The following is a 22974-nucleotide window of genomic DNA, read 5'->3' as shown; positions in this document are numbered from 1 at the left end:
TATTGAAAATAATTGTTAATTGTGTTAAAAAGCGCTGTTTTTACCACTAATGATTCATTTCATTCTCATTTATGATGACATTATGGATTTTTTTTAAACAAGGTGTGCAAAATGCCATTCATCGCCATGCTTTTTATGTCAATTATAACGTTTTTCTTCTTAACTATATTAGTTAACTATTTTTTCATATTAGAAAGAAATGTAAAAAAGACCATATGGGTATCGTTATTAATGGCTGTTATTTTCATATTCAGCCTCTTTGCACCAACAATTCTTTATCAAAATATTTTCTAGTTGACAAATATATTTCATATGGTCGCGCATTAAATGCGCGACTAATGGCTATTTTATCGATTGTTTTTATTGACCAAGCATGGGCTTAATTTTGTTTTCATAAATATCTTTGTTTACATCGAAATTAACTGATTCTGACCATTCTCCAGTGATAACATATGGAGTTCCATTAGGATTCCACTCTTTACCAGTTAAATCTTTCATGTCGTATGGATCGGTAAATTTATCATACAGTTCATAGTTTATTACACCAGACACTCTATATTTATCATCCACATTTTCTGCCTTGACATTTGTCAATTTTCCACGACTAGTTGCTCCTCCAATAGTCCACAATGGGTCAAGGAATGGTACTTTTTATTCCTCAACGAAATCATAATTATTTTCAAAATCAACTCTTTCACCTCTTTGAATTTGTGAAATAAAACGAGATTGAATGCTGCCTTCTGCTCTCTTAAATGCACCTGGTTTCTGCATCAATGCGCGGACTTTATCATGCACACCGATTTCATAGAGTGTGAGTACTTGGCCGAACTTTTTCAGATAAAAATAATAAAATAACAGCACATCAGCTAAGAAATAAACTTTCTATAACTGATGCAAATAAATTTATTACTGATAAGTTAATGTCATTGTTGCGGTTACATTTGCTCGCCCAGGGGTAATATTACGATCGGTCTGAAAATAGCGGGCGTGTAAAGGGATGGATAACTTCCCACCTGAATAGCTATTACCAATATTGATTTGTGAATGGATAATGGCAGGTTGGTTGTTATAAAGAATTTGCATACCTACACCGGAAGCAGTTGTATGATTATCATTTTGATCAAGCGCCCATACGTGATATAAGTTATTTTTTGCTTTCTTTCCGTCGAGCATTAATTGAATCTGGACATCATCATCACAGTCTAAAATAATCTCAAAATCTTTCCCTCCTGCGGTGCTATTAATACCAGAAAAATCACTTTTTTTGATATCTCCCATAGGAACAGTAATATTGGTATCTTTCAGTGAGCAACTTTTAGTAATAATTCTGGTATTTCCCAAACGGTAAGTATGCACGATGTGGTTATTTACCCGTGCTTGAATTAACTGCTCATTTTTGACAAAACCAGAACCTGTTGTTGGTGCTATTTTTATTAGCTGAATTGTCAAATAACCCCATGTTTTACCACAATACCAACGACCAGAACTGTCACAGCTTACAGGATTATTAGCGATACGGGGTAACCAGTCGATACCATAGCCGGGACCCCAAGTATTTATTCTTATACCTACACCGGGAACACCGGACTCGTAAATAGCATCCTTGTTGTATTCTGCACTTTTGTAGGATGTGTATCCCCATGACGTATTAACATTTGTATCGCAATAGAAAATATTGTTTTTATTGTCTAATTCATCTGCCCGATATTCATAAATTGTTGTGCCAATAGGTTGATCCCTTGGAACATATAAGGTTCCAAAAGAGAGATGAGTGATTTCTGATTTAAATCCTTTCTCAAACTGGCAGTTAGCGGAAAAACTATAAGAACTGACTATCAAACCAATTAATAAGTTGGTGATAATGAGAAAATATTTAAGTTTATTGTAAATATTAAACATAGCGTTTTCCTGTGGGTGGTTATTTACAGTGAGCTGCTATTATATAAACACCGGATAAAGGACTTTTTTCCGGTAATTTGTAATTAACGACACATTCCTGAATATCTTTATAACCCCATTTAACGAATAATTGTCCACTATCGGGTAGACCCGTGAGGTAAACTTGCCCTTCATGACTAACAATAGCGCTATTTACTTCGTCGATATCATGGCGTTTTTCTAACGTGACAACTGCACCAAAAGGAATAGGATTTTCATGATAATAGAGATTGATGAGAACTCTGTGACCTATCCGGGTTTTAAAATCGGCCAGGACTAATGCTCCACGAGTAGGAATAACGGTTTGGGCATTAACGTCAATATCGACATTATCTGCTAATGAATGCGTATCCAGTGCAATCCGATTTTTCCGGTAACTGCTGACATAAGGAATAATCGCATAACCATTCCAATCGGTGGCAATACCAACATTATTTTGGATCTTTATTCCTTGAGCGCCATCAGCCCGGACTAATGCCAATGTATCTCCCAAATGTTGTGAAAGCGTAATACCGTATGGGTGAGCAACAATGCCTCCTTGAAGACCATAATTTAATTGGTGCGAATGACGATCATAGCTATAACCAGTATTAAGTTGACCATAAGCGCCTTTATATTCCGCATGAATATGACCGCCAGCGCCAGTACCGTGATTCGTGTAACTCTGCTGTAAACTATAGATTAAATTATCGTCTTCCAGCGCTGTGCCACTTAAACCCACTTGATGGGAAATGTCTTTGTTTTTATTGGTATTAAAATTATAACTAGTCCAGCTATTCTTTAGCCAGCGATCTAATGGAATCTGTATGCTGAATGAAAAGATCTGTTCATTTTTATCCGTATCTGGAAGTTGGCTATAGGTATAATTCAAGCTGTAATTAACATTATTATAATTGGTGCTATAACCTGCGTTGATATTACGTTCATAGCCAGGTTGTTGCCAGTAATTTTGTTGAAAGGCGGACAGATATAAACTGCCAAAATTTCCCAGAGATTGATTAATATGCAGTTGTAATTTACTTCTTTTATTGGTGCGGTAACGCCAGTCACTTTTATTAGCATCATCTATGTCATTGGCTTCTTTAAAATCATAAAAACCACGTGTCGAATAACGATAACCTGCCAGAGTAAAATTAGTTCCTGTTAATGAAAGGTCTTTTGCATATTGAAAACGGTAGGATTGCCCTTTGGTACTTATATTAGATGGTAAATCGGTGTTAGCGTGAGTGATGTCAAAAGAGAGAGAGCCTAATATACCAAAGTTATAACCTGATCCTAAAGCAACGGATTGATAATCTTTTGAAAAAATCGTACCACCATAGGTAGTGATATTATTAGAAAAACCATAGACTAATGCGCCTTGGGTAAAATTAGGTTCTTGCCCATGATTATTTGATGATTGATATTGGCCCAGTGTTATCGAATATTGCAAGCCTCCTTCCCGTAACATAATCGGTATAGTCGAAAAAGACTGAGTAGATCGATATTCCTGACCATCTGCTTCCTTGATAATAACGTCCAAATCTCCACTTGTTGTCGTTGGGAAAAGGTCATTAATGACAAATGGGCCTGGTGAAACATAAGTTTGATAAATGATATAGCCGTTTTGCTTGATTGTAACTTGAGCATTACTTTGAGCAATTCCTCGGACACTAGGAGCGAAACCTTGTAAGCTGTCTGGTAACATATTGTCATCAGAAGCTAATTGTAAGCCACGGAATTGAACACCCTCAAAAATATAGGAGGGGGTAAAGCTGTCACCTAGCGTTAATTGTCCTTTTAGTGCGTGAATATCCCGTTGTAAATAGGTGTTAATACTTTTCCAACTCTTATCACGACTGGTATAGGTAGAATAATGGCGTAGGCGCCATGCTTGCCAATTAGCGCCTGTTCGAAGATTCAGATAATGGGTCTGCGTAGAGCCGGATGGATTATCTTGCCAGGTATTTGAACCACTATAATTATAGTTAATCAGTAATGAAGTTAATCCTTGCTGCCATAATTCAGGCGAAACATAACCTCTTGCCTGATTGTGTAATATTGCTTGTGGAATACTGATATCCAGCCTTTGCTGACTAAAATTGAAGATGGTGCTTGCTGATGGAATATATTGACTTAAATCAGACAACTCTGTTTCTGGTGGTAAACTGATCAGCTCTGGAAAGCTATCAACTTTTACTCCCATATCCTGTAATTGCTGAATTGTCAGCTTAGGCAGCAATTTATTATTTATCGTGACAAAGGTTACGTTCCTGGTATCTATTTTATCTCTATTAAGGTAAATATCTACCCAGTAAATACCGGGCGGATAGTTATCTTGCGTGAAAATAGAGAGATCAATGTCTTCAGATGAACCAAAATCAGTACCGATTTCCAGTGCATGAATGTTGAAATAATCTTCAGAATAAGTTTTAGCCGGGTAAAAAAGTACGCCAACAGCTATAAATGGCACTAATAAGAGCCATGAATGTTCAATATTGTATGGTTGCTTATTAATCTTATGCTGTGAGCACTTTCCCATAATTAATTTTCTGGCGTAGAGTAATGTAATAGTTTTATTAAATGGTTGTTTTTTCCTCGGCAGTAGCACCACCAAAATCATTAATTGCTTTCCAATTTACCTGTTTTATGTTCTTTGCCGGCAGAGGCCAGCTTAGTTGGCTAAAGGGTTTAATCATGCCCGCAGGTTTTATTTCATGTTGATCTACTTTAAGGTAAGAGAATGAAATGAAGTAAGGGGTGGGGTTCTCTGCGATCAATGAATTATTTTCCGTACGGAATTTGAGCTTTTTGTATGCGGTACTTGACTTTTCTGCTAAATTTGCAGGGCGGTAGAACAATTTAAACTTTGACTTAACTGTTATTTGCAATTGATTCTGGTCTGATTTCACCGAGGTAGGAATAGACTTTACATTTAACCAAAAAAGTGATTCTCGATCTTGAGGCAGGTTACTTTCTGTTTTTACAATACGCAGGATATTTTCATGACCTGCTGTGAGTTTAAAGATGGGAGGGGTAACGATAAAAGGGGTTCTCGTATTGTCATTTTCATCTTGGATCCAAGATTGAATTAGGTAAGGGGCATCTTTTTCCGGGTTATTTATAGAAATAGACGCTTCTTTTTTGTCACTCATGTAAATAACACGAGTTCCACCAATGACGACACCTGCGATAGCGAAATTTATGCTGGTAATATATAGAAAAATTATTGTCAATAGACGTTGATACTGCACAGTAACATCTCCGTTTTATTATATTATTATGTGTTATTTTGTGGGATTTGCGGGCATCCATGCCCCGTACTTCTTTATTAGAAACAAAACGTGGATGAAGTTCTGTTCTAAATTTGGCCTGCTTTAGTTATAAACAATCGTAAAATTAGCGACTGCATCACCCGATCCTGGGCTAATTGCTTGAGCTGTTGCAACATATTTTGCAATGAACTTCAGTTCTGCGGTTTTTTGATCAGTAAAAGCCTGGAGTTTGGAAGCTTGTGCCAAAGGAATTAGTGTTGAATTATCTTCTTCATAGATACCAACAGCAACACCATCAGCAACTTCTTGACCTTTATCATTGGATAAAGCCAGAAGATTATTATTTTTACTGTCTATCTGCCCGTCAAATTTAACTTGTGCATGGGTATGCTCTGGTGGGCAATCACTCATTTTAATACTAAAGGGGGTTGCAGCCGCAGTACTATCTACACCACTAAATGCATTTGAGCTAATTGTTCCCATGTTTACGTTTTGGTTCGCAGAGTCAGTATCGATTTTACAAGCATTAGAGATGATATTACCGGTAAAGTTAATCTTTCCGTCCGCTGCATTTGCTACAGGAATAAGTACAGAAGATACAAGTAAGGATGAAATAATCAGTTTAGCTTTCATTGTAAATAGATCCTAACCCTAACGTGCATGGCGTCAGGGAAGTAGAAATATTGATTTAATTGGAACTGTATAAACATCAATACAGCATGTAAATATTCATAGTTTTTATCCGATAACAACAACGATAACTCAAAATGTGTCTTTTTAGGGATAAAGTTAGGCGATCATAGCGATTAATTATGAAAAATCCAAAGAATGACTCGATAATATATTATATTTAAGATTTTTATCTGCATCTTTTACTTAAACAGGATTATTTTTTAATATTAATGTGATTTATTATATGTAATAAATCATTATGCTGGTCAATAAGAATATCTTTTAATTAATAATTGGTTATAAAATTAGTTGTGATTTATATCACAATTAATTTATTACACTTAAAAAGTTATTTTTTTGCTGTTCTACCATTTCTCGCTAACATTTTTTCTCCTTGAGAATATTTATTCTAAGGAGTAAGTCATTTGGATTAAATGGCTCTATAGTTTTCTCATGTGATCTTTCTATTTTATTATTTATAGTGATGCCTGTCTTAGCTAACGTCATATACCCGTTATCTTTCAAGTTGCCTCTTTGTTGGCTGCACTCGCTCACCCCGGTCACATAGTTTGCTATGCTCCTGGGGATTCACTCTCTTGCCGTCGCGATGCATCTTGAAATCCATAAGGTATAAACCCTCAAATAATTAACTCTGTAAGGGGAAAAAATGAAACAGTTCGTCTTTGCATTAGGCTTCTTGTCCATCGTGTTCGCAGTCGCGCAGCCCGTCTTAGCCACGGAAGTAGAGCAGAAAACCGTCACCAATGGTGCGGCACTGATCGAATATTCGGTGCGCGGGGAGGGACCGCTGATTGTGATGATTGCTTCAACCGGGAGGGGAACAGCGGAGTTTGCGCCACTCGCGAATCAACTAGTGGCACGCGGCTATCGCGTTGCTCTGCCCGAGCCGCGAGGAATCTCGGGGTCGACCGGCCCCATGGAAAATGTGACCTTCCACGACTTTGCTGGCGATTTTGCGGCAGTAGTTGCGGCGGAGGGAGGTAAGGCAATTGTGGTGGGGCACGCTTATGGCCATTGGATCGCCAAGACGATTGCTTCGGATTATCCCGAAATGACGCGTGGCATAGTACTTCTGGCAGGGGCGGCGAAATCTTGGCCCTCGGAACTCTCGGATGCGATCATGGTGATTAGTGATCCTAAATCCACTCGTGAGGAGCGGCTGACGAAACTTAGGCTTGCTTTCTTCGCGGCAGGCAATGATCCAACGCCTTGGCTTGAGGGTTGGCATTCTGATGTCATAAAAAGTCAGTCCTCGGCGCGCGAGCTAACCAATCGCAAGGATTGGTGGGCTGGCGGGGCGGTGCCTATCCTCGATCTACAGGCTGGTTCCGACCCGTTCCGACCTGAATCGTCTCGAATGGAGGCGAAGGATGAGTTCGGTAACCGTGTTACTGTCGCAGTGATTGACGGGGCCAGCCACGCGCTACCTGCTGAGAAGCCGATCGAAGCAGCGGATGCAATTGCGGATTGGGCCGACAAATTGAAATAACTTAAGGACAATATCTGGTTTCTATCAGGGCATTCGTATCGAATTTGTTTTGGTGCGAATGCCCCAGCTTGATTAAAGAATCATACCAATCAAGTTGCATTAACAATATTAGTTACAACATACTTATAAAGATAACAATAACAAAAATATGTCAGAACAACGAAAAACCAAACAAACTGCTATATAAAAATCCAGAAAGCCATTACAGGAGAATAATGGCTGGATCTGACGGGATTACTTGATTAGCAACCCAGTGGCAGGGATTGCTGTTATCAGCAATGCGACAATAGTGAGCTTTTCAGCCAGATGTAAGCTATTTTTCTGCGGGTTTTGGTGGCGTGCATACAAAAAAACAATAAGACCTGGCGCATAGAGAACAACAGACAATAGCAAATTCATCAAACCGGACGCATAAAGCAGCCATATGCCATAAATGCATGTTCCAACAGCAATGAGTAATAACCCCTTATTGCTGCGATCAAAAGCGACTTTTAAAAGAAATGCTCCGACAAGGAAATAGGGCACTAAAATCATTTCTGATGCAATTGTCAGCAATGAATTGTAGTTGCTTCCACTCAACCAGATCAAAACGAGAGAGAGTTGTACAGCGCCATTAGTGAACCATAATGAAGATGATGGCGAATTATTGCGGTTTTGCCGGTTAAATACTTTTGGAAAAGAGCCGTGTTGGGCCGCGATAAATGGCACTTCGGCTGCCATGATTGTCCAACTCAGATAAGCACCACAGACGGAGACAATCAATCCGGCAGCAATAATGATTTCACCTGCGGAGCCAACAAGTCCTACCATCAGGTTTGCCATTGATGGATTGCGCATTGCTGCTAACTCAGGTCGTGGTACTAATCCAAGGGAGAGTAGGGTGACCAAGATGTATATTGCTAACGCCGCAATGACAGCCAGCATGGTTGCAATACCCACATCTGTCCGTTTTTTCGCTCTGGCTGAAACCACAACAGCACCTTCAATACCAATAAAAACCCAAAGGGTAATTAACATGGTATCTTTTACTTGTTGCCAGACAGGAACCCCTAGATCGATGCCTTTAAAGTCGAAATGAAAGATATCCGTTTTGAAAGCTATGGCGGCAAGTATGATGAAAGCACCTAAAGGCAGCAATTTTGCCATTGTCGCCAATTTGTTGATTCCGGCTGCGGTTTGAACGCCGCGGAGTACTAACCAATGTACGAACCAGAGTAGAATAGATTCTCCCAATAGGGACTGCCAAGTATTGCCGTCACCAAAGATGACAATGCCCTCTTTATCAGTAAAGAAACTCAGAGCGGCAAAAACGATAACCAGATAGGAAACGTTGGCAACGACTGCGCATAACCAATATCCCCAGGCAGAGCAGAAGCCTATTAGTTCACCAAAGCCCTCTTTGGCATAAGTGAAAATCCCTCCATCAAGATCCGGACGAAGACGAGAGAGCAGTAACAGCGCGGTAGCCAGGAACAGGATACCGACACTTGTTATTCCCCAGCCGATCATTAACGCTGCCGGGCTGGCGATTTCAGCCATATTCTGCGGTAAGCTGAAAACACCCGCGCCGACCATAGAGCTGAGTACCAGAGCAGTAAGAGCTGTGAGACCTAGTTTCTTTTCCAAAAATATGTTCCTAATATGACATAAACTGCATTATTAACCAGTTTGTTATCCTGATCATAAAGATGAACTGGGTATCGGGTTTTCATCGCTTCCAAGCTGTACAGGACGGAGAAACAAACTGATTGAACCTAGAAATAGGGGAGGATTCTACGAAGGGTATGAGCTGGATGCAATGGTTTTCTATGCAAATAACTATAAAATTTATGCATTGTTTGATGGTGAATTTAGTGAGATGCAATTTGTTTTTATAAGCTGATATGAGTTATTTTTATAATGCTGTTTATTGTACTAAGGTAAATAGGTAATAAGCATGAATTACTATATACCCGTCATCTTTCAAGTTGCCTTTTTGTTGGCTGCACTCACTCACCCCGGTCTCATAGTTATCTATGCTCCCGGGGATTCGCTCCCTTGCCGTCGCGATCCATCTTGAAATCCATTGGGTATAGTGTTATTACTAATTAAGTAATTTTTATTTTAATTTTTTCGATCGATCTCAAAATTTAATAAAAATAGTTGTGAAAGATAAAGTTTTACCTCTAATTTTCATTTTGTTATGTAATATTACTGCTAAGTAATAATAATCTCTTGTTTTCATGTCAGATTATTAAATTAATCCATTAGATATGTAATTTCATAATGTTATGAATGTCTTATCAAATTAAAAAATATGGAATGTTTTTTTAATTCATTGATTTAATTTAAATATTTTTTTGATTTTAATTGATTCTGTTAATCTTATATTCAAGTTAATATATTTTTCATTGATTTTTCTATCAGTAACTAATTAATTTCCTGCAATGTGATATAAAACTAATCTTATATAAAAATAAAAAAATCATGTTGACAACGACTGTTTTGATTTATATTGTTTGTGAAAATATTACTCTGTGATTTATTAACTTATTTTTCTTGTATATGTTTTTAATTTTCAGGAATGATTATATGTACCTATGCCAAAAAGTATTCTCAGATGGTTAGAGGACAGTTGTTATTAAAATTTTTATCTTTTAGGTGCCGATGAATGGCTCAGTATTAAATATTCATAAAGGTTAGAACATATGAAACGTGTTCTTGTGGTGTCGTATTCCCAAAGTGGCCAATTGATCGAGGTGGTAAAAAGCTTAATTTCACCCCTGCAAGAGTTTGACGAGATATACATCCGTGAAGTTATTCTGAAACCGATTCCAGAATTTGAATTTCCCTGGAAGTTTTCTAAATTTGTTGATGTTTTCCCAGAAACAGTGCAGTTACATCCGCCTGAGCTAGCGCCTTTGAATCTGGAAGACGAAGAACCTTTTGATTTGGTCATATTAGGCTACCAAGTTTGGTATTTATCACCTGCTCCTCCGATAGTGGCATTTCTTAAGAGTGAAGAAGGAAAGCGTTTACTTAATGGCCGACCGGTGGTGACAGTTATTGCTTGCCGAAACATGTGGTTGATAGCTCAGGAAACTGTCAAAAGATTGTTGCATGAAAGTGGAGCATATTTGCGCGATAACGTGGTCTTTGTTGATAAAGCAAACTTTTTTGCAACAGTATTCACAACCCCGATATGGCTAATGACAGGAAAAAGACAGCCATTCCCTAGCTTACCGCGGGCGGGCGTATCGGAGGAAGACGTTAAAGATGCTACACGTTTTGGTGATGCATTGTTGGCAGCGCTCAAAACGGATAAAGAGAAAGTTGATGCTCCAATGTTGAAAGGTATGGGAGCAGCGGTTGTCGACCAAGCTTTTATTTTCGGTGAACGTGCGGCGCATCGAGGATTTAGATTTTGGTCCGGGTTGATTTGCCGTGTGGGCAAACGAGGGATATGGGTAAGACGCTCTTTATTAGCGTTGTTTGTAACCTATTTAATATTGATGGTATTAGTTGTTTTTCCTATTTCAGTGGTTGTTCGCCGTTTGCTTACCCCATTACTTAAAGAACGTCTTAATGAGTTACAGAAATACTATGAACAACCTTCTGGTTCTGCCCGCTACGATGATAAGGAGATAAATAAGTAAATGAGTAACAACGTTTATATCACTAAAGTTTCCGCGTTTATGCCAGGAAACCCAATAGATAATAATACAATGGAATCTGTCCTTGGTTTTGTTGGTGGTCGTCCATCAAGATCTCGTCATATAGTTCTTCGCAATAATGGTATCAAATATCGCCATTATGCCCTGGATCCAGAGACGGGTGAGACAACTTATACATCTGCTCAATTAGCGGCTGAGGCAGTAAAAGGTTTGGTTGATGAACACTTTTCTTTAGATGATATGCAAAGTCTGGCAGCAAGCAGTGGTACTTCTGATCAAATTATACCGGGTCATGGTGTCATGGTTCATGGAGAGCTCAAAAATATACCCTGTGAAGTTATCTCAACTTCCGGTGCTTGTGCTGCCGGTATGACAGCGATGAAATATGCTTATTTGTCCGTTCTCTCGGGAACGACAAGTAATGCGGTTTCAACAACGTCGGAAGTCCCTTCCACTGTATTGCATGCCCGCAATTTCCAGAGTGAAAACGAAGCTCGGGTTGCAGAACTGGAACGACGCCCTGAAATCGCTTTTGAAAAAGATTTTCTGCGTTGGATGCTTTCTGATGGTGCCGGCGCTGCTTTACTTGAAAACAAACCTCGACCTGATGGTGTTTCATTACGAATTGATTGGATAGATATTTACTCTTTTGCTAATGAGCAAGAGACATGTATGTACTCAGGTGGAGAAAAGTTAGCAGATGGAAGTTTGAAAGGTTGGGCTCAAATGAGTCAAGCTGATTGGCTTGCATATTCTGTTTTCTGCATCAAACAAGATGTCAGATATTTAAATGAGAGGGTCGTTAAATTCACACTTACCGAACCATTGAGACGGATAGTTGCTGATCGTAACTTATCGGCAGAATCTATTGATTGGTTCTTGCCTCATTACTCATCTGAATATTTCCGCATGAAATTTTCCGAGGGTCTTGAAGATATTAATTTTGGTATTGAACAAGAGCGTTGGTTTACTAACTTAACAATGAAAGGAAATACCGGATCGGCTTCTATTTATATCATGTTGGATGAGCTTATGAAGTCGGGTAAATTGAAGAAAGATCAACGTCTGTTATGTTTTATCCCTGAAAGTGCCAGATTCACAGGGGCATTCATGCACCTGACTGTCGTGTAAATATTTAATCTTAGTGTTAATGAAGAATGGGGAAGCAACCTGTTTCTGTTTCCCCTTGTAATTGGTACATCTAGGAAAATACAGCGTGGAAAATTTAGAGAATCGTGTCAAAAGTGTTGTTGCAGAACAACTTGGAATACCTGAAACCCAGATTCTTAATACACAAACATTCGAGGAATTAGGTGCCGACTCGTTAGATAATGTTGAACTGATTATGGCTCTGGAAGAGCATTTCGGAATAACTATTGATGATGAAGAAGCGGAAAAAATAGTGACGATCCAGAATGCTATTGATTGTATCGATTCGAAATTAGAATCCGCTAACTAATTTGAAGAACTTTATTATCTTTACAAATAAAAAAAGCACATATGATTATCATGTGTGCCTTTTTTTGGGTTAAATAGATTATTTGAACAGGTCTGCACTGATAGTGGAGGTTCCACCACTAGATTGCCATTCACGGGTAATATGATAGTACTTAGCCCCTTTAGCCGCGGCGCGTTTAGCCACTTCATAGGAAACATCAGGCGTGCTGTTGTAGTAACCTGAAAAGGTGATGGAATCAAAAGGAACCATCTGAGCAGCGCTGACTTTATTTAATTCTTGGATTTTTGTGCCATCAGGAAGAGTTACAGTGTAACGTTTACCTTTAGAATACTGGGTTTCAAAGAAGCGGCCAACAGAATTACTGGTTGAAGTTGAAGAGGCTAAACCAGGAATTTCTACTTTCTTAGCTGATTCGCCACCAGCAGCCAATGCAATACGTCCAGAATCGGAATCTGCCGGGATAACAGCTTCATCAGCCTGAATTTGGCGTTTTGGCGCATCATCTTTATAAACATAAGCTGTCACTGTCTGATTACCGCCATCATTGATTGCAACCTGACGAACAATAAAGAAAGCCGCAGCGCCTTTTTTCTTAGCTTCTTTTGCAATGGCTTCATTCAAATCGGGTTCATTGTCGTAAAAGCCGTTAATAGTGACTGTGTCGAATGGTTCCAACGTTATAGCTTCTGCTTTGGGTAATTCTTTGATGCCGCGGAATATACGATATTTAGGTGAATTATCAATTTCCTCTGCATCTTTGTGATACAGATCAGCTGTAACGCGCAGATTGCTGCTATTATTTAGATCGTCAAGGCTTTGGATATAAAACCCATCTGCCCCCATTTTGTCTGCATGACGGGAAACCGCATCGGCAGCTTCATAAATAGCATTAAAAGGGCCTGTAACCGTAATACGTTTAAATGGTTTCAGCTTTGCCGCTTTCTCCGGGGATAACTCCTGAGCTGCTTGAACAGTGGTAATACCCGTTAATGAGAGTACCGCTGCTGCAATGATCGTTGTTTTCAGCTTCATAAAAAATTCTTCCACCTTGCGCATTAAATAGTTGTAACTTGCTGAACATGGTTATGCATCACATAGCCGATAATTATTACATGTAATAATAGCTAATGTCCCACGAATTTATGCTATCAGTATGAATGAATGCAAGTTTATAGGATAGGGCGCTATAAGTTTTTATCAACATCGCGGGTAGTCCAGTTAAAATTGCGATTTGCACTGGTAATACTACACCGGTAATACTACACCGGTAATACTAGTTAGTTATTTTACGCATTAGTTATCTATCATCGATAATATTTTCAATTTGTTATCAAAATATTTGTTGATAGATTTTACTGATGGCAGTAATAAAGTTAATTTAGTCGCTAAATTGACTGTAACAAGCAATAATCATCATTAATCTTAGGCTTTAGGAAGGGAACATTATGCGTATTGGTGTACCGAAGGAGCGACTTGCCAATGAAGCACGTGTTGCAGCCACACCGAACACGGTGGAACACCTGCTGAAATTGGGATTTAATGTCGTTGTTGAGATTGGCGCAGGGCATTTAGCTAGCTTTGAGGATAGTGCTTACCAACAAGTAGGTGCTGAAGTTACTGATCGTCATAATATTTGGCGTTCAGATATTATTTTAAAGGTTAATGCTCCTGAGGATGATGAAATTGCATTAATGAAGGAAGGGAGTACGTTGGTGAGTTTTGTCTGGCCAGCACAAAACTCTGAGTTGATGCAGAAATTATCAGACCGCAAAGTCACGGTGTTGGCGATGGATTCAGTACCGCGTATTTCCAGAGCACAGTCGCTGGATGCGTTGAGTTCTATGGCGAATATTGCCGGTTATCGTGCAATAGTCGAAGCCGCTCACGAATTTGGTCGTTTCTTTACTGGTCAGATTACTGCGGCAGGAAAAGTCCCGCCAGCCAAGGTGATGATTATTGGTGCCGGTGTTGCTGGTTTAGCTGCTGTGGGTGCTGCGGGCAGCTTGGGCGCGGTTGTTCGTGCATTTGATACTCGTCCTGAAGTTAAAGAACAAGTTCAGAGCATGGGAGCGGAGTTTCTTGAGCTGAATTTTGAAGAAGAGGCCGGTAGTGGTGACGGATATGCAAAAGTCATGTCTGAATCCTTCATTAAAGCGGAGATGGCGCTTTTTGCTGAACAGGCAAAAGAAGTTGATATCATTGTAACAACAGCGTTAATTCCAGGGAAACCGGCTCCACGTCTTATCACCAAAGAGATGGTTGAATCCATGAAGCCGGGTAGTGTGATTGTTGATCTGGCCGCTCAGACCGGAGGGAACTGCGAATTAACGCAAGCAGATAAATTGGTTATTACTGCAAATGGTGTGAAAATTATTGGTTACACAGATTTGCCAAGTCGCTTGCCAACACAATCTTCACAACTCTACGGCACTAACTTGGTTAATTTGCTGAAATTACTGTGCAAAGAGAAAAATGGCGAAATCAATATTGATTTTGACGATGTTGTTATTCGTGGCGTGACAGTTGTCAAAGAGGGCGAAATTACCTGGCCGGCGCCACCCATTCAAGTTTCGGTTCAGCCGCAAGCAAAACCGGCATCAGTTAAAGCAGAAAAGCCAGCGGCGAAACCCGTTTCACCTTGGTTGAAATATGGTTTATTGGCATTGGTTGTTATCTTATTCAGTTGGTTAGCCAATGTTGCGCCAAAAGAATTCTTATCTCACTTTACTGTTTTCGCGTTGGCTTGTGTGGTGGGTTATTACGTGGTCTGGAATGTCAGCCATGCGTTGCATACACCGTTAATGTCGGTAACTAATGCCATTTCGGGGATTATTGTCGTTGGGGCGTTATTACAAATTGGTGATGGTGGATGGGTAAGTTTCTTCTCATTTATTGCTGTTCTTATTGCCAGCATTAATATCTTCGGTGGCTTCACTGTCACTCAACGTATGCTGAAAATGTTTCGTAAGGACTAAGGGGTAACTAATGTCGAGTGGAGTCGTTACAGCAGCATATATTGTTGCCGCCGTTTTATTTATTTTCAGCCTGGCAGGTTTATCTCGTCATGAAAGTTCTAAACGCGGAAATATTTTTGGTATCACCGGAATGGCAATCGCATTGATTGCGACTATTTTCGGGCCTGATACCGGAAGTGTTGTCTGGATTATTCTGGCGATGGTGATCGGTGCGGTGATTGGTATTCGTCTGGCAAATAAAGTTGACATGACTGAAATGCCGGAATTAGTTGCTATTCTGCACAGTTTTGTTGGTTTGGCCGCCGTGCTGGTCGGTTTTAATAGCTTTATTGCTCACGATAGTTTCGCAGAACCCGTGATGGAAAATATCCATCTGACAGAAGTTTTCTTGGGGGTTTTCATTGGTGCGGTTACCTTCACCGGTTCTGTTGTGGCATTTGGTAAATTATGTGGAAAAATTTCCTCTAAGCCGTTGATGTTGCCAAATCGCCATAAATTAAACCTTGCAGCGCTTGTGATCTCTTTTGTGCTGTTGATTACTTTTGTGAAAACGGAAAGTACAGGCCTGCAAGTGTTCACATTGTTGCTTATGACAGCAATTGCATTGGCGTTTGGTTGGCATTTGGTTGCTTCCATCGGTGGTGCGGATATGCCAGTGGTGGTTTCAATGCTGAACTCCTATTCGGGCTGGGCCGCAGCAGCGGCAGGTTTCATGTTGAGCAATGATTTGTTGATTGTAACGGGTGCACTGGTTGGTTCTTCGGGGGCGATTCTCTCTTACATCATGTGTAAAGCCATGAATCGATCTTTTATCAGTGTGATTGCCGGCGGGTTTGGTACTGATGGTTCTTCAACCGGTGATGAGCAAGAGATGGGTGAGTACCGTGAAACCACAGCGGAAGACGTTGCTGAACTATTGAAAAATTCAACTTCTGTTATCATCACGCCGGGGTACGGTATGGCTGTTGCACAGGCGCAATATCCGGTACATGACATCACGGACAAACTACGTGAGAAAGGAGTCAATGTCCGCTTTGGTATTCATCCCGTCGCGGGACGTTTGCCTGGGCATATGAACGTGCTGTTGGCAGAAGCAAAAGTGCCTTACGACGTTGTTCTTGAAATGGATGAAATCAATGATGATTTCTCTGATACCGATACTGTGTTGGTTATTGGTGCCAACGACACAGTTAACCCTGCGGCACAGGAAGATCCCAACAGCCCGATTGCGGGTATGCCCGTTCTGGAGGTTTGGAAAGCACAAAATGTTGTTGTGTTCAAACGCTCTATGAACACAGGTTACGCCGGTGTGCAAAATCCACTGTTCTTTAAAGACAATAGCCAAATGTTGTTCGGTGATGCGAAGGCAAGTGTGGAAGCAATCCTGCGTGCATTGTGATTAACTGATAAAACTTTGGTTGGGTTTTGCTGTCTCTCAATCATATCTTGATTGAGAGACAGAGATTACATCCGTTGTTTACTTAATAATGGATAAATTTCTGTTGGCCGTCCAGCTAAAACGTTAGATTCCAGTGCTTGGATATGTTTGCTAATGATATTAAATGCCGATTTTGCAGCAGTTGTATCGCGTTGATGTAAAACGATTTATATTTCTTACGGCTGCTGGAGTGACTATTACGGATGGCATTCAGGTGGTTCCTTATCCTCGCCACGTGCAAGAACATCCAACCAATTGCAAAGCTCACTGCCAGTTAAATGCAAGCCAGTAGCTTCATATTCTAACCAAGCGTTTTCGGCATCACGTAAAAATTGTTGTCTGGCCTCCAAAGTATCAATTTCGCTTTCAATTGAACGTACCATAAGCGAATGGGCAGAAATGCCTTGCGCATCAGCCAATGCCTTAATACGTGTTTTTAACCCTTCATCTAAGCGAAGGGTTATTGTCTGTTTCGTCTGTTTATGCATAGCCTTCTCACAATGATATCACTAGTAATACAAATGCTATCCATCAGGTAGCGAGCATAACAACATTTCGGGATGTAATACATTGCACGCTATGCAAATATTATTTAATCTCCAGCGTATCGTAGCCCCGCCAGCGGTAATTCATCACCGATAAGGTCCAGAACAGAATAAAAATCCCGACGACCCAAAAACCAACATTGCCCATATTGTCATTTAATGCTCCGATAGTGTTCCAGAAAACACCATGCAAATCCCACTGTTCAGCGATAAGCCCAAGCGCTTCCAACCCACCAATGAACAGTGCTACGGCAACGGAAGCGGCGGTAATGGTCATGTTGTAATAGAGTTTGCGTGTCGGTTGGGAAAAAGCCCAACCATAGGCACCCACCATCACAAAATTATCCAGTGAGTCGATGAGTGCCATACCGCTGGTAAATAGCGCCGGGAATACCATCAACGACCACAGAGGAAGCCCACTGAGAGAGCCAGCGGCAGATATACTTAGTAGCCCAACTTCAGTAGCGGTGTCGAAACCCAATCCAAACAGAAAACCGACTAAATACATATGCCAGCTTTTGCTTACCAGTCGGAAAACCGTGTGGAACAGGCGCGTCATGATTCCCCCTGGCATTGTTGCCAGTTCGGTAAAATCACTTTTAGCTAGATCTCTTCCACGTTTGAGCTCCTGAAACTTTTGATAGACGCTTTTTAATATCAGCAAATTAATCAGTGCTATTGCTAGCAGAAAGCAGGCAGAAACTAAGGTGCCAACAATACCGCCATAGTCGTGAACCCAGCCCATTTGATCTTTAAACGCCATAGAGGTCAGGACGATGGCGAAGCAGGCTAGAATAACAATGGTAGAGTGCCCAAGAGAAAAGAAAGCGCCGACGGCAATGGGTGATTTACCCTGTTGCATCAATTTACGGGTGACGTTATCAATTGCTGCGATATGATCAGCATCGACCGCATGGCGCAGTCCATAACCGTAAGCCAGTAGGGCTGCTCCCATCATAACCGCATGATGACGGAAAGCGATAAATGCCCAAACCCAAGCCAGTACGTTGGCGGCAATCAAAACAACAAGAAGAGATACAGCACGTTTTTTATCCGTTAAATTATTCATATATGGAATACCTGTAAATCTGTAAATGTAAAACCCGCCTTACGGGTGATTGCTAGAAGTCAAAAAAACAGTAAGTATTTTCTGACTTCATGACCTATAATTTTTTCACTAAGTAGGCATACTAATCAGCTTGTAATATTACCTTGGATAAACTTAAATAAGAGGTAAGAGGACCAACCTGTGTTGAGAAGAATGATCTTAATTGACATATTATGGTCTTTGTGTCAAAGCTTTTTTACTAAAAGATTATCTCAATCAATATTCGGATAAGGACAGCAGCTTTTGAATAAAGTTTGTTGGAAAAATCGTATTAAGTTATATATTGACATAGCAGTGTGACCGTATGGAATAACCAATGATTAGGGGGTTTTATGCAATTAACACCAAGGGAAATCGAAAAACTCATGGTATATACACTGGCTGATGTCGCATTAAAGCGTAAGTCTCGTGGTTTAAAACTCAATTATCCTGAAGCCGTTGCGATTATTACTGCGGCTGCATTGGAAGGCGCCAGAGAGGGGAAAACATTGGAAGAGGTAATGGATGATTCCAGGCATGTTCTGACTAAAGAGGATGTGATGGATGGCGTTGCTGATCTTATTCCGCATGTACAGGTTGAAGCAATATTTACTGATGGTAGTCGTTTGGTCACGGTGCATGATCCCATTCAATGATTGCTGAAACAAATTGTAAATAGCAGGAAAAATTATCTAGACAAAATATTAACTTATGTCTTGACTCACGTCTTAACGTAGAGATTTTCCGATGGAAAAAAATAATAAAGAAGATATTACTCCGTTGGGGGGATATATTCTGGCTAAAGACCCGATCTCCTTTAATGAAGATTGTCCGGTTATTCAATTAAAAGTTCGTAATTCTGGTGATCGTCCTATTCAGGTGGGATCTCATTTCCATTTTTTTGAGGTAAATAAAGCTTTACAATTTAATCGTGCAGCGGCGTTTGGTAAACGACTTAATATCACGGCAACAACCGCTATCCGTATTGAACCCGGTGACGAAATTGAAGTGTCATTAATCCCGATTGGTGGGAAACAAAACGTTTATGGATTTAATAATTTAGTCGATGGTTGGGCAGGTAAAAGTCTGGTTGCTATTGATGAACCTGTGGAAAAAACCTGGTTGCATGCCGGGTAGTAGAATTGAGTTATACCCTATGGATTTCAAGATGGATCGCGACGGCAAGGGAGTGAATCCCCGGGAGCATAGATAACGATGTGACCGGGGTGAGTGAGTTCAGCCAACAAAGAGGCAACTTGAAAGATGACGGGTATAAAGTTATCGAATAAATTCAAGGTAGAGTCGACGAACGTTGGAAAATCTTTCGAACAAAGGAATAAACTATGCCAACCATTTCCCGACAGGAATATGTAGGTCTTTTTGGCCCAACGACCGGCGATAAGATCCGCTTGGGTGATACCAATCTATTTATTGAAATTGAGAAAGATCTGCGTGGCTATGGTGATGAATCGGTCTATGGCGGAGGTAAATCACTGCGTGATGGTATGGGTGCGGATAACCGTATGACCAGCGAAAACGTGTTGGATTTAGTGATTACCAGCGTCACGATTTTGGATGCCCGACAAGGAGTCATTAAAGCGGATGTCGGCCTAAAAGGGGGTCGCATTGTCGGGATAGGTAAAAGCGGTAACCCCAACATGATGAATGGCGTTACGCCCGGTATGGTGGTTGGTGTCAGTACTGATGCTATATCTGGAGAACATCTCATCCTCACGGCCGCTGGCATTGATACCCATATTCATTTTATTTCTCCTCAACAGGCTGAACATGCTTTATCCAATGGTGTGACAACTTTCTTTGGCGGTGGTGTTGGCCCCACCGATGGCACTAACGGCACTACTGTTACCGCCGGCCCGTGGCATATCCACCGTATGTTGCGTGCTTTTGAAGGTTTACCGGTTAACGTAGGTATTTTGGGAAAAGGCCATGCTGCGGTAGCAATGCCGCTGGTTGAACAGATCAAAGCTGGCGTTGCCGGTCTAAAAGTGCACGAGGATTGGGGCGCAACTAATTCTGCATTGCGTAATGCCTTACGTGTAGCGGATGAAATGGACATTCAAGTCGCGGTACATACCGATAGCCTGAATGAGGGCGGTTATGTTGAGGATACCATTGATGCTTTTGAAGGTCGCACTATTCATACTTTCCACACTGAAGGCGCCGGTGGTGGACATGCACCGGATATCATTAAAGTTGCCAGCCAGATGAATGTGTTGCCTAGCTCGACTAATCCCACACTGCCTTACGGAATCAATAGTCAGGCAGAACTATTTGATATGATTATGGTTTGCCATAACCTTAATCCCAAAGTGCCGGCTGATGTTGCATTTTCGGAAAGCCGTGTACGCCCGGAGACCATTGCGGCGGAGAATGTTTTACACGATATGGGTGTACTGTCGATGTTTTCCAGTGATTCTCAGGCAATGGGACGAGTGGGAGAAAACTGGCTGCGCGTGATGCAAACTGCTCATGCCATGAAAGCGGCGCGTGGCAAGTTGCCTGAAGATGCAGCACATAACGATAACTTCCGTGTATTACGTTACGTTGCCAAAATTACGATTAACCCGGCGATTGCTCAGGGAATAAGCCATGTGCTCGGTTCGGTTGAAGTGGGCAAAATGGCTGATCTTGTGCTGTGGGAGCCACGTTTCTTTGGCGTAAAACCTAAGTTAGTCATCAAAGGCGGTATGATTAATTGGGCGGTGATGGGGGACCCGAATGCTTCACTGCCGACACCTCAGCCGACATTTTATCGTCCGATGTTTGGCGCTTTAGGCAAAACCCTTCAGGAAACCTGTGTCACTTTTGTATCTCAGGCGGCAATGGAACTGGGGGTAAAAGAGAGTCTTGGTTTGGAACGTCAGGTGATGGCGGTTCGCAACTGCCGGGCTATCTCTAAGAAAGATATGGTGCGTAATGCTGAAACGCCCACCATTGAAGTGGATGCTGAAACCTTTGCCGTCAAGGTGAATGGTGAATATGCCACAGTAAAACCGGTCAGGACAGTCGCGCTCAATCAGCGCTATTTCTTTAGTTAGTCTATTTTTTGCTGCCGGTCAGAGCGTGTTTTTTCTGGCCGGATTAACCGATCCACGCGTTCAGAGGGGTTATCTTATGATTGTTATTGAACAGATTCTTGGTAATGCCAAAAAAGATGTTTTCTGGCGAGATCGCTTGCAAGGGATCTCGCCGGATATCTTGGTGCTTTCGCAATGGGAAGCGCAAAAAAGCCGTTGTCGTAAATCCACCCTTAACGGATTGGATTTAGGTATTTCCCTTGACCGTCATCAGGTATTGTCTGACGGCGATGTTTTATTGTGGGATGAAACCAAAGGGCTGGCGGTTATTGTCCAGATGAGCTTGCGTGATGTGATGGTTATTCATTTGAAATCATTGCTGTCACTAGATTCAGAGACGGTAATGAAAACCAGCTTTGAACTTGGTCATGCCCTAGGTAACCAGCATTGGAAGTCAGTGATTAAAAATCACCAGATTTATATTCCGCTAACAGTATCAACTAAGGTCATGGATTCAGTCATGAAAACCCATGGTTTTCACGCATTGCCTTACTCCTTTGTTAAAGGCGAAGAGATATTGCCTTCTCTTAGTAACGCCGAAGCTCGTTTATTATTCGGTGGCGCAGAGGATTCTGCAACACACGTTCATGTCGATAATACGTTTCTGAACCAGCATGTGATTAAACTAAAATGAACGCTCTCCATTTAATCAGAATCATGCAATTTGCGGATTCAGTACTGCCTGTTGGCGCATTTTCTTTCTCAAACGGTTTGGAATCAGCCATTCAGAGCAAAATCGTGTATGACGTGGCAACGTTAAGCGAGTTTACGCGGACAGCGCTGTTACAAGCAGTGAGTAGTGATGGCCGCGCAGTAGTGGCCGCGTGTCAGGCGCTGAATTGTGGGCAGCATGACGCTGCTATCTCCCACGATTGGGCGGTACTTAACCGCAAATTAAATGAAGAAAGTCGCACCATGGTTACGCGGATGGGGAAAAAGTTAGCGGAAATGGCGGTTGAAGTCACCGGTGAGTCGTTAATTGCATGGTGGTTAGCACAGATAAAGAGCGATATTGCCGCAGGTACCTATCCGATTACTTTGGCGGTCGTCATGAGCGCATTGGGTGCTTCTCCACGTGAAGTGATCGTCATGCATCAATATGGCGTTGCAATGACGATACTCAGTGCGGCTATACGCCTGATGCGTGTTACCCATATTGAAATTCAACGTATCTTGTTCTCATTAAATCAGGATATTGAACTGTTTTGTGATGAGGCGGAAAAGGGGGGAATTGACCAAATGACATCTTATGCACCTATGACTGATGTTCTAGCGGCACTACATGTTAGCGCGTTCACCCGGCTGTTCAGTAACTAACTTAATCCTGATATTGCTTTTAACCACC

The 22974-nt window shown here is 41.2% G+C and carries 24 protein-coding genes; 12 read left to right on the top strand and 12 right to left on the bottom strand.

Annotated features, from left to right (window positions below):
• Window positions 1–360 precede the first annotated feature (360 nt).
• The 7 genes from CKY02_RS14705 to CKY02_RS23940 all read right to left on the bottom strand — a co-directional run bounded on the left by CKY02_RS14705 (window position 361) and on the right by CKY02_RS23940 (window position 6428).
• Window positions 361–570 carry a hypothetical protein gene (locus CKY02_RS14705; protein WP_146747450.1) on the bottom strand — a complete coding sequence of 70 codons (210 nt, stop codon included), beginning with the start codon at window positions 568–570 and terminating at the stop codon, window positions 361–363.
• 81 nt (window positions 571–651) lie between these two features.
• Entirely contained in the window at window positions 652–795 is a 144-nt protein-coding gene (locus CKY02_RS24735) for a hypothetical protein (protein WP_162120246.1), read from the bottom strand.
• 111 nt (window positions 796–906) lie between these two features.
• Complete coding sequence (locus tag CKY02_RS14695) at window positions 907–1899, bottom strand: fimbrial protein (RefSeq protein WP_112895855.1); 993 nt, start codon at window positions 1897–1899, stop codon at window positions 907–909.
• Between the two features lie 19 nt (window positions 1900–1918).
• Window positions 1919–4390: a fimbria/pilus outer membrane usher protein gene (locus CKY02_RS14690; protein ID WP_338047386.1), complete on the bottom strand. Its 2472-nt coding sequence runs from the start codon at window positions 4388–4390 to the stop codon at window positions 1919–1921.
• 106 nt (window positions 4391–4496) lie between these two features.
• Entirely contained in the window at window positions 4497–5171 is a 675-nt protein-coding gene (locus tag CKY02_RS14685) for a fimbrial biogenesis chaperone (RefSeq protein WP_112895854.1), read from the bottom strand.
• 123 nt (window positions 5172–5294) lie between these two features.
• Complete coding sequence (locus CKY02_RS14680; protein ID WP_112895853.1) at window positions 5295–5825, bottom strand: fimbrial protein; 531 nt, start codon at window positions 5823–5825, stop codon at window positions 5295–5297.
• Window positions 5826–6242: 417 nt separating this feature from the next.
• Window positions 6243–6428, bottom strand: a complete 186-nt coding sequence (locus CKY02_RS23940) for a hypothetical protein (RefSeq protein ID WP_146747449.1) — start codon at window positions 6426–6428, stop codon at window positions 6243–6245.
• 103 nt (window positions 6429–6531) lie between these two features.
• Here CKY02_RS23940 and CKY02_RS14675 point away from each other — a divergent pair, with 103 nt between their 5' ends.
• Window positions 6532–7374 (top strand): alpha/beta fold hydrolase, encoded by an 843-nt coding sequence (locus CKY02_RS14675; RefSeq protein WP_112895852.1) that lies wholly within the window; start codon window positions 6532–6534, stop codon window positions 7372–7374.
• Window positions 7375–7608: 234 nt separating this feature from the next.
• Here CKY02_RS14675 and CKY02_RS14670 read toward each other — a convergent pair whose 3' ends face one another.
• Window positions 7609–9000, bottom strand: coding sequence for an amino acid permease (locus CKY02_RS14670; protein WP_112895851.1), 1392 nt, complete (start codon window positions 8998–9000; stop codon window positions 7609–7611).
• A 310-nt stretch (window positions 9001–9310) separates the two neighbouring features.
• On the opposite strand from CKY02_RS14670, the gene CKY02_RS26330 reads away from it, so the two are divergent.
• The 4 genes from CKY02_RS26330 to stlE all read left to right on the top strand — a co-directional run bounded on the left by CKY02_RS26330 (window position 9311) and on the right by stlE (window position 12486).
• Window positions 9311–9433 carry a hypothetical protein gene (locus tag CKY02_RS26330; protein WP_275658222.1) on the top strand — a complete coding sequence of 41 codons (123 nt, stop codon included), beginning with the start codon at window positions 9311–9313 and terminating at the stop codon, window positions 9431–9433.
• 628 nt (window positions 9434–10061) lie between these two features.
• The gene (stlC, locus tag CKY02_RS14665) at window positions 10062–11009 is read left to right on the top strand and encodes a stilbene biosynthesis aromatase StlC (RefSeq protein ID WP_112895850.1); all 948 of its coding nucleotides are present in this window, start codon (window positions 10062–10064) and stop codon (window positions 11007–11009) included.
• A complete protein-coding gene (gene stlD / locus CKY02_RS14660) occupies window positions 11010–12158 on the top strand; it encodes a beta-ketosynthase StlD (protein WP_112895849.1) in 1149 nt (382 codons plus the stop codon).
• An 85-nt stretch (window positions 12159–12243) separates the two neighbouring features.
• A complete protein-coding gene (gene stlE / locus CKY02_RS14655) occupies window positions 12244–12486 on the top strand; it encodes a stilbene biosynthesis acyl carrier protein StlE (protein ID WP_036775642.1) in 243 nt (80 codons plus the stop codon).
• Between the two features lie 78 nt (window positions 12487–12564).
• Here the strand turns inward: stlE and ydgH are convergent, their stop codons facing one another.
• Window positions 12565–13518 (bottom strand): DUF1471 family protein YdgH, encoded by a 954-nt coding sequence (gene ydgH / locus CKY02_RS14650; protein ID WP_112895848.1) that lies wholly within the window; start codon window positions 13516–13518, stop codon window positions 12565–12567.
• Window positions 13519–13931: 413 nt separating this feature from the next.
• Between ydgH and pntA the strand changes: the two genes are divergently transcribed.
• Together pntA and pntB are read left to right on the top strand one after the other, a co-directional pair.
• Entirely contained in the window at window positions 13932–15461 is a 1530-nt protein-coding gene (gene pntA / locus CKY02_RS14645) for a Re/Si-specific NAD(P)(+) transhydrogenase subunit alpha (protein ID WP_112895847.1), read from the top strand.
• A gap of 10 nt (window positions 15462–15471) precedes the next feature.
• Complete coding sequence (pntB, locus tag CKY02_RS14640; RefSeq protein WP_112895846.1) at window positions 15472–16860, top strand: Re/Si-specific NAD(P)(+) transhydrogenase subunit beta; 1389 nt, start codon at window positions 15472–15474, stop codon at window positions 16858–16860.
• A gap of 236 nt (window positions 16861–17096) precedes the next feature.
• Here the strand turns inward: pntB and CKY02_RS14635 are convergent, their stop codons facing one another.
• Together CKY02_RS14635 and CKY02_RS14630 are read right to left on the bottom strand one after the other, a co-directional pair.
• Window positions 17097–17387, bottom strand: coding sequence for a CopG family ribbon-helix-helix protein (locus tag CKY02_RS14635; protein WP_112895845.1), 291 nt, complete (start codon window positions 17385–17387; stop codon window positions 17097–17099).
• Window positions 17388–17487: 100 nt separating this feature from the next.
• The gene (locus CKY02_RS14630; RefSeq protein ID WP_112895844.1) at window positions 17488–18513 is read right to left on the bottom strand and encodes a HoxN/HupN/NixA family nickel/cobalt transporter; all 1026 of its coding nucleotides are present in this window, start codon (window positions 18511–18513) and stop codon (window positions 17488–17490) included.
• 371 nt (window positions 18514–18884) lie between these two features.
• Between CKY02_RS14630 and CKY02_RS14625 the strand changes: the two genes are divergently transcribed.
• Together CKY02_RS14625 and CKY02_RS14620 are read left to right on the top strand one after the other, a co-directional pair.
• Window positions 18885–19187 (top strand): urease subunit gamma, encoded by a 303-nt coding sequence (locus CKY02_RS14625; protein WP_011146425.1) that lies wholly within the window; start codon window positions 18885–18887, stop codon window positions 19185–19187.
• Between the two features lie 91 nt (window positions 19188–19278).
• The gene (locus tag CKY02_RS14620; RefSeq protein ID WP_112895843.1) at window positions 19279–19668 is read left to right on the top strand and encodes an urease subunit beta; all 390 of its coding nucleotides are present in this window, start codon (window positions 19279–19281) and stop codon (window positions 19666–19668) included.
• 26 nt (window positions 19669–19694) lie between these two features.
• On the opposite strand, the gene CKY02_RS26325 is transcribed toward CKY02_RS14620, so the two are convergent.
• Window positions 19695–19826, bottom strand: coding sequence for a hypothetical protein (locus CKY02_RS26325; RefSeq protein ID WP_275658221.1), 132 nt, complete (start codon window positions 19824–19826; stop codon window positions 19695–19697).
• Between the two features lie 48 nt (window positions 19827–19874).
• Between CKY02_RS26325 and CKY02_RS14615 the strand changes: the two genes are divergently transcribed.
• From CKY02_RS14615 to CKY02_RS14605, 3 genes are all read left to right on the top strand, one after another.
• On the top strand, window positions 19875–21590 hold the full coding sequence (locus tag CKY02_RS14615; RefSeq protein WP_112895842.1) for an urease subunit alpha: 1716 nt from the start codon (window positions 19875–19877) through the stop codon (window positions 21588–21590).
• 76 nt (window positions 21591–21666) lie between these two features.
• Window positions 21667–22263, top strand: a complete 597-nt coding sequence (locus tag CKY02_RS14610; protein WP_112895841.1) for an urease accessory protein UreE — start codon at window positions 21667–21669, stop codon at window positions 22261–22263.
• Window positions 22260–22946 carry an urease accessory protein UreF gene (locus tag CKY02_RS14605; RefSeq protein ID WP_112895840.1) on the top strand — a complete coding sequence of 229 codons (687 nt, stop codon included), beginning with the start codon at window positions 22260–22262 and terminating at the stop codon, window positions 22944–22946. The genes CKY02_RS14610 and CKY02_RS14605 overlap by 4 nt, the downstream gene beginning before the upstream one ends.
• Window positions 22947–22974: the final 28 nt, after the last annotated feature.

Origin of the sequence: Photorhabdus bodei, assembly GCF_003287735.1 — a bacterium.
GTDB lineage: Bacteria > Pseudomonadota > Gammaproteobacteria > Enterobacterales > Enterobacteriaceae > Photorhabdus > Photorhabdus kayaii.
The sequence above is the reverse complement of the archived record's forward strand: the minus strand, read 5'-3'. Positions and strand labels throughout refer to the sequence as shown.

Coding starts and splice junctions, on each gene's coding strand:
- CKY02_RS14680 (WP_112895853.1), bottom strand. CDS start 5,825: ATGAAAGCTAAACTGATTATTTCATCCTTACTTGTATCTTCTGTACTT.
- pntB (WP_112895846.1), top strand. CDS start 15,472: ATGTCGAGTGGAGTCGTTACAGCAGCATATATTGTTGCCGCCGTTTTA.
- pntA (WP_112895847.1), top strand. CDS start 13,932: ATGCGTATTGGTGTACCGAAGGAGCGACTTGCCAATGAAGCACGTGTT.
- CKY02_RS14625 (WP_011146425.1), top strand. CDS start 18,885: ATGCAATTAACACCAAGGGAAATCGAAAAACTCATGGTATATACACTG.
- CKY02_RS26330 (WP_275658222.1), top strand. CDS start 9,311: ATGAATTACTATATACCCGTCATCTTTCAAGTTGCCTTTTTGTTGGCT.
- CKY02_RS14695 (WP_112895855.1), bottom strand. CDS start 1,899: ATGTTTAATATTTACAATAAACTTAAATATTTTCTCATTATCACCAAC.
- ydgH (WP_112895848.1), bottom strand. CDS start 13,518: ATGAAGCTGAAAACAACGATCATTGCAGCAGCGGTACTCTCATTAACG.
- CKY02_RS14620 (WP_112895843.1), top strand. CDS start 19,279: ATGGAAAAAAATAATAAAGAAGATATTACTCCGTTGGGGGGATATATT.
- CKY02_RS14615 (WP_112895842.1), top strand. CDS start 19,875: ATGCCAACCATTTCCCGACAGGAATATGTAGGTCTTTTTGGCCCAACG.
- CKY02_RS14675 (WP_112895852.1), top strand. CDS start 6,532: ATGAAACAGTTCGTCTTTGCATTAGGCTTCTTGTCCATCGTGTTCGCA.
- CKY02_RS14605 (WP_112895840.1), top strand. CDS start 22,260: ATGAACGCTCTCCATTTAATCAGAATCATGCAATTTGCGGATTCAGTA.
- stlD (WP_112895849.1), top strand. CDS start 11,010: ATGAGTAACAACGTTTATATCACTAAAGTTTCCGCGTTTATGCCAGGA.
- CKY02_RS14635 (WP_112895845.1), bottom strand. CDS start 17,387: ATGCATAAACAGACGAAACAGACAATAACCCTTCGCTTAGATGAAGGG.
- CKY02_RS14630 (WP_112895844.1), bottom strand. CDS start 18,513: ATGAATAATTTAACGGATAAAAAACGTGCTGTATCTCTTCTTGTTGTT.
- CKY02_RS14610 (WP_112895841.1), top strand. CDS start 21,667: ATGATTGTTATTGAACAGATTCTTGGTAATGCCAAAAAAGATGTTTTC.
- stlC (WP_112895850.1), top strand. CDS start 10,062: ATGAAACGTGTTCTTGTGGTGTCGTATTCCCAAAGTGGCCAATTGATC.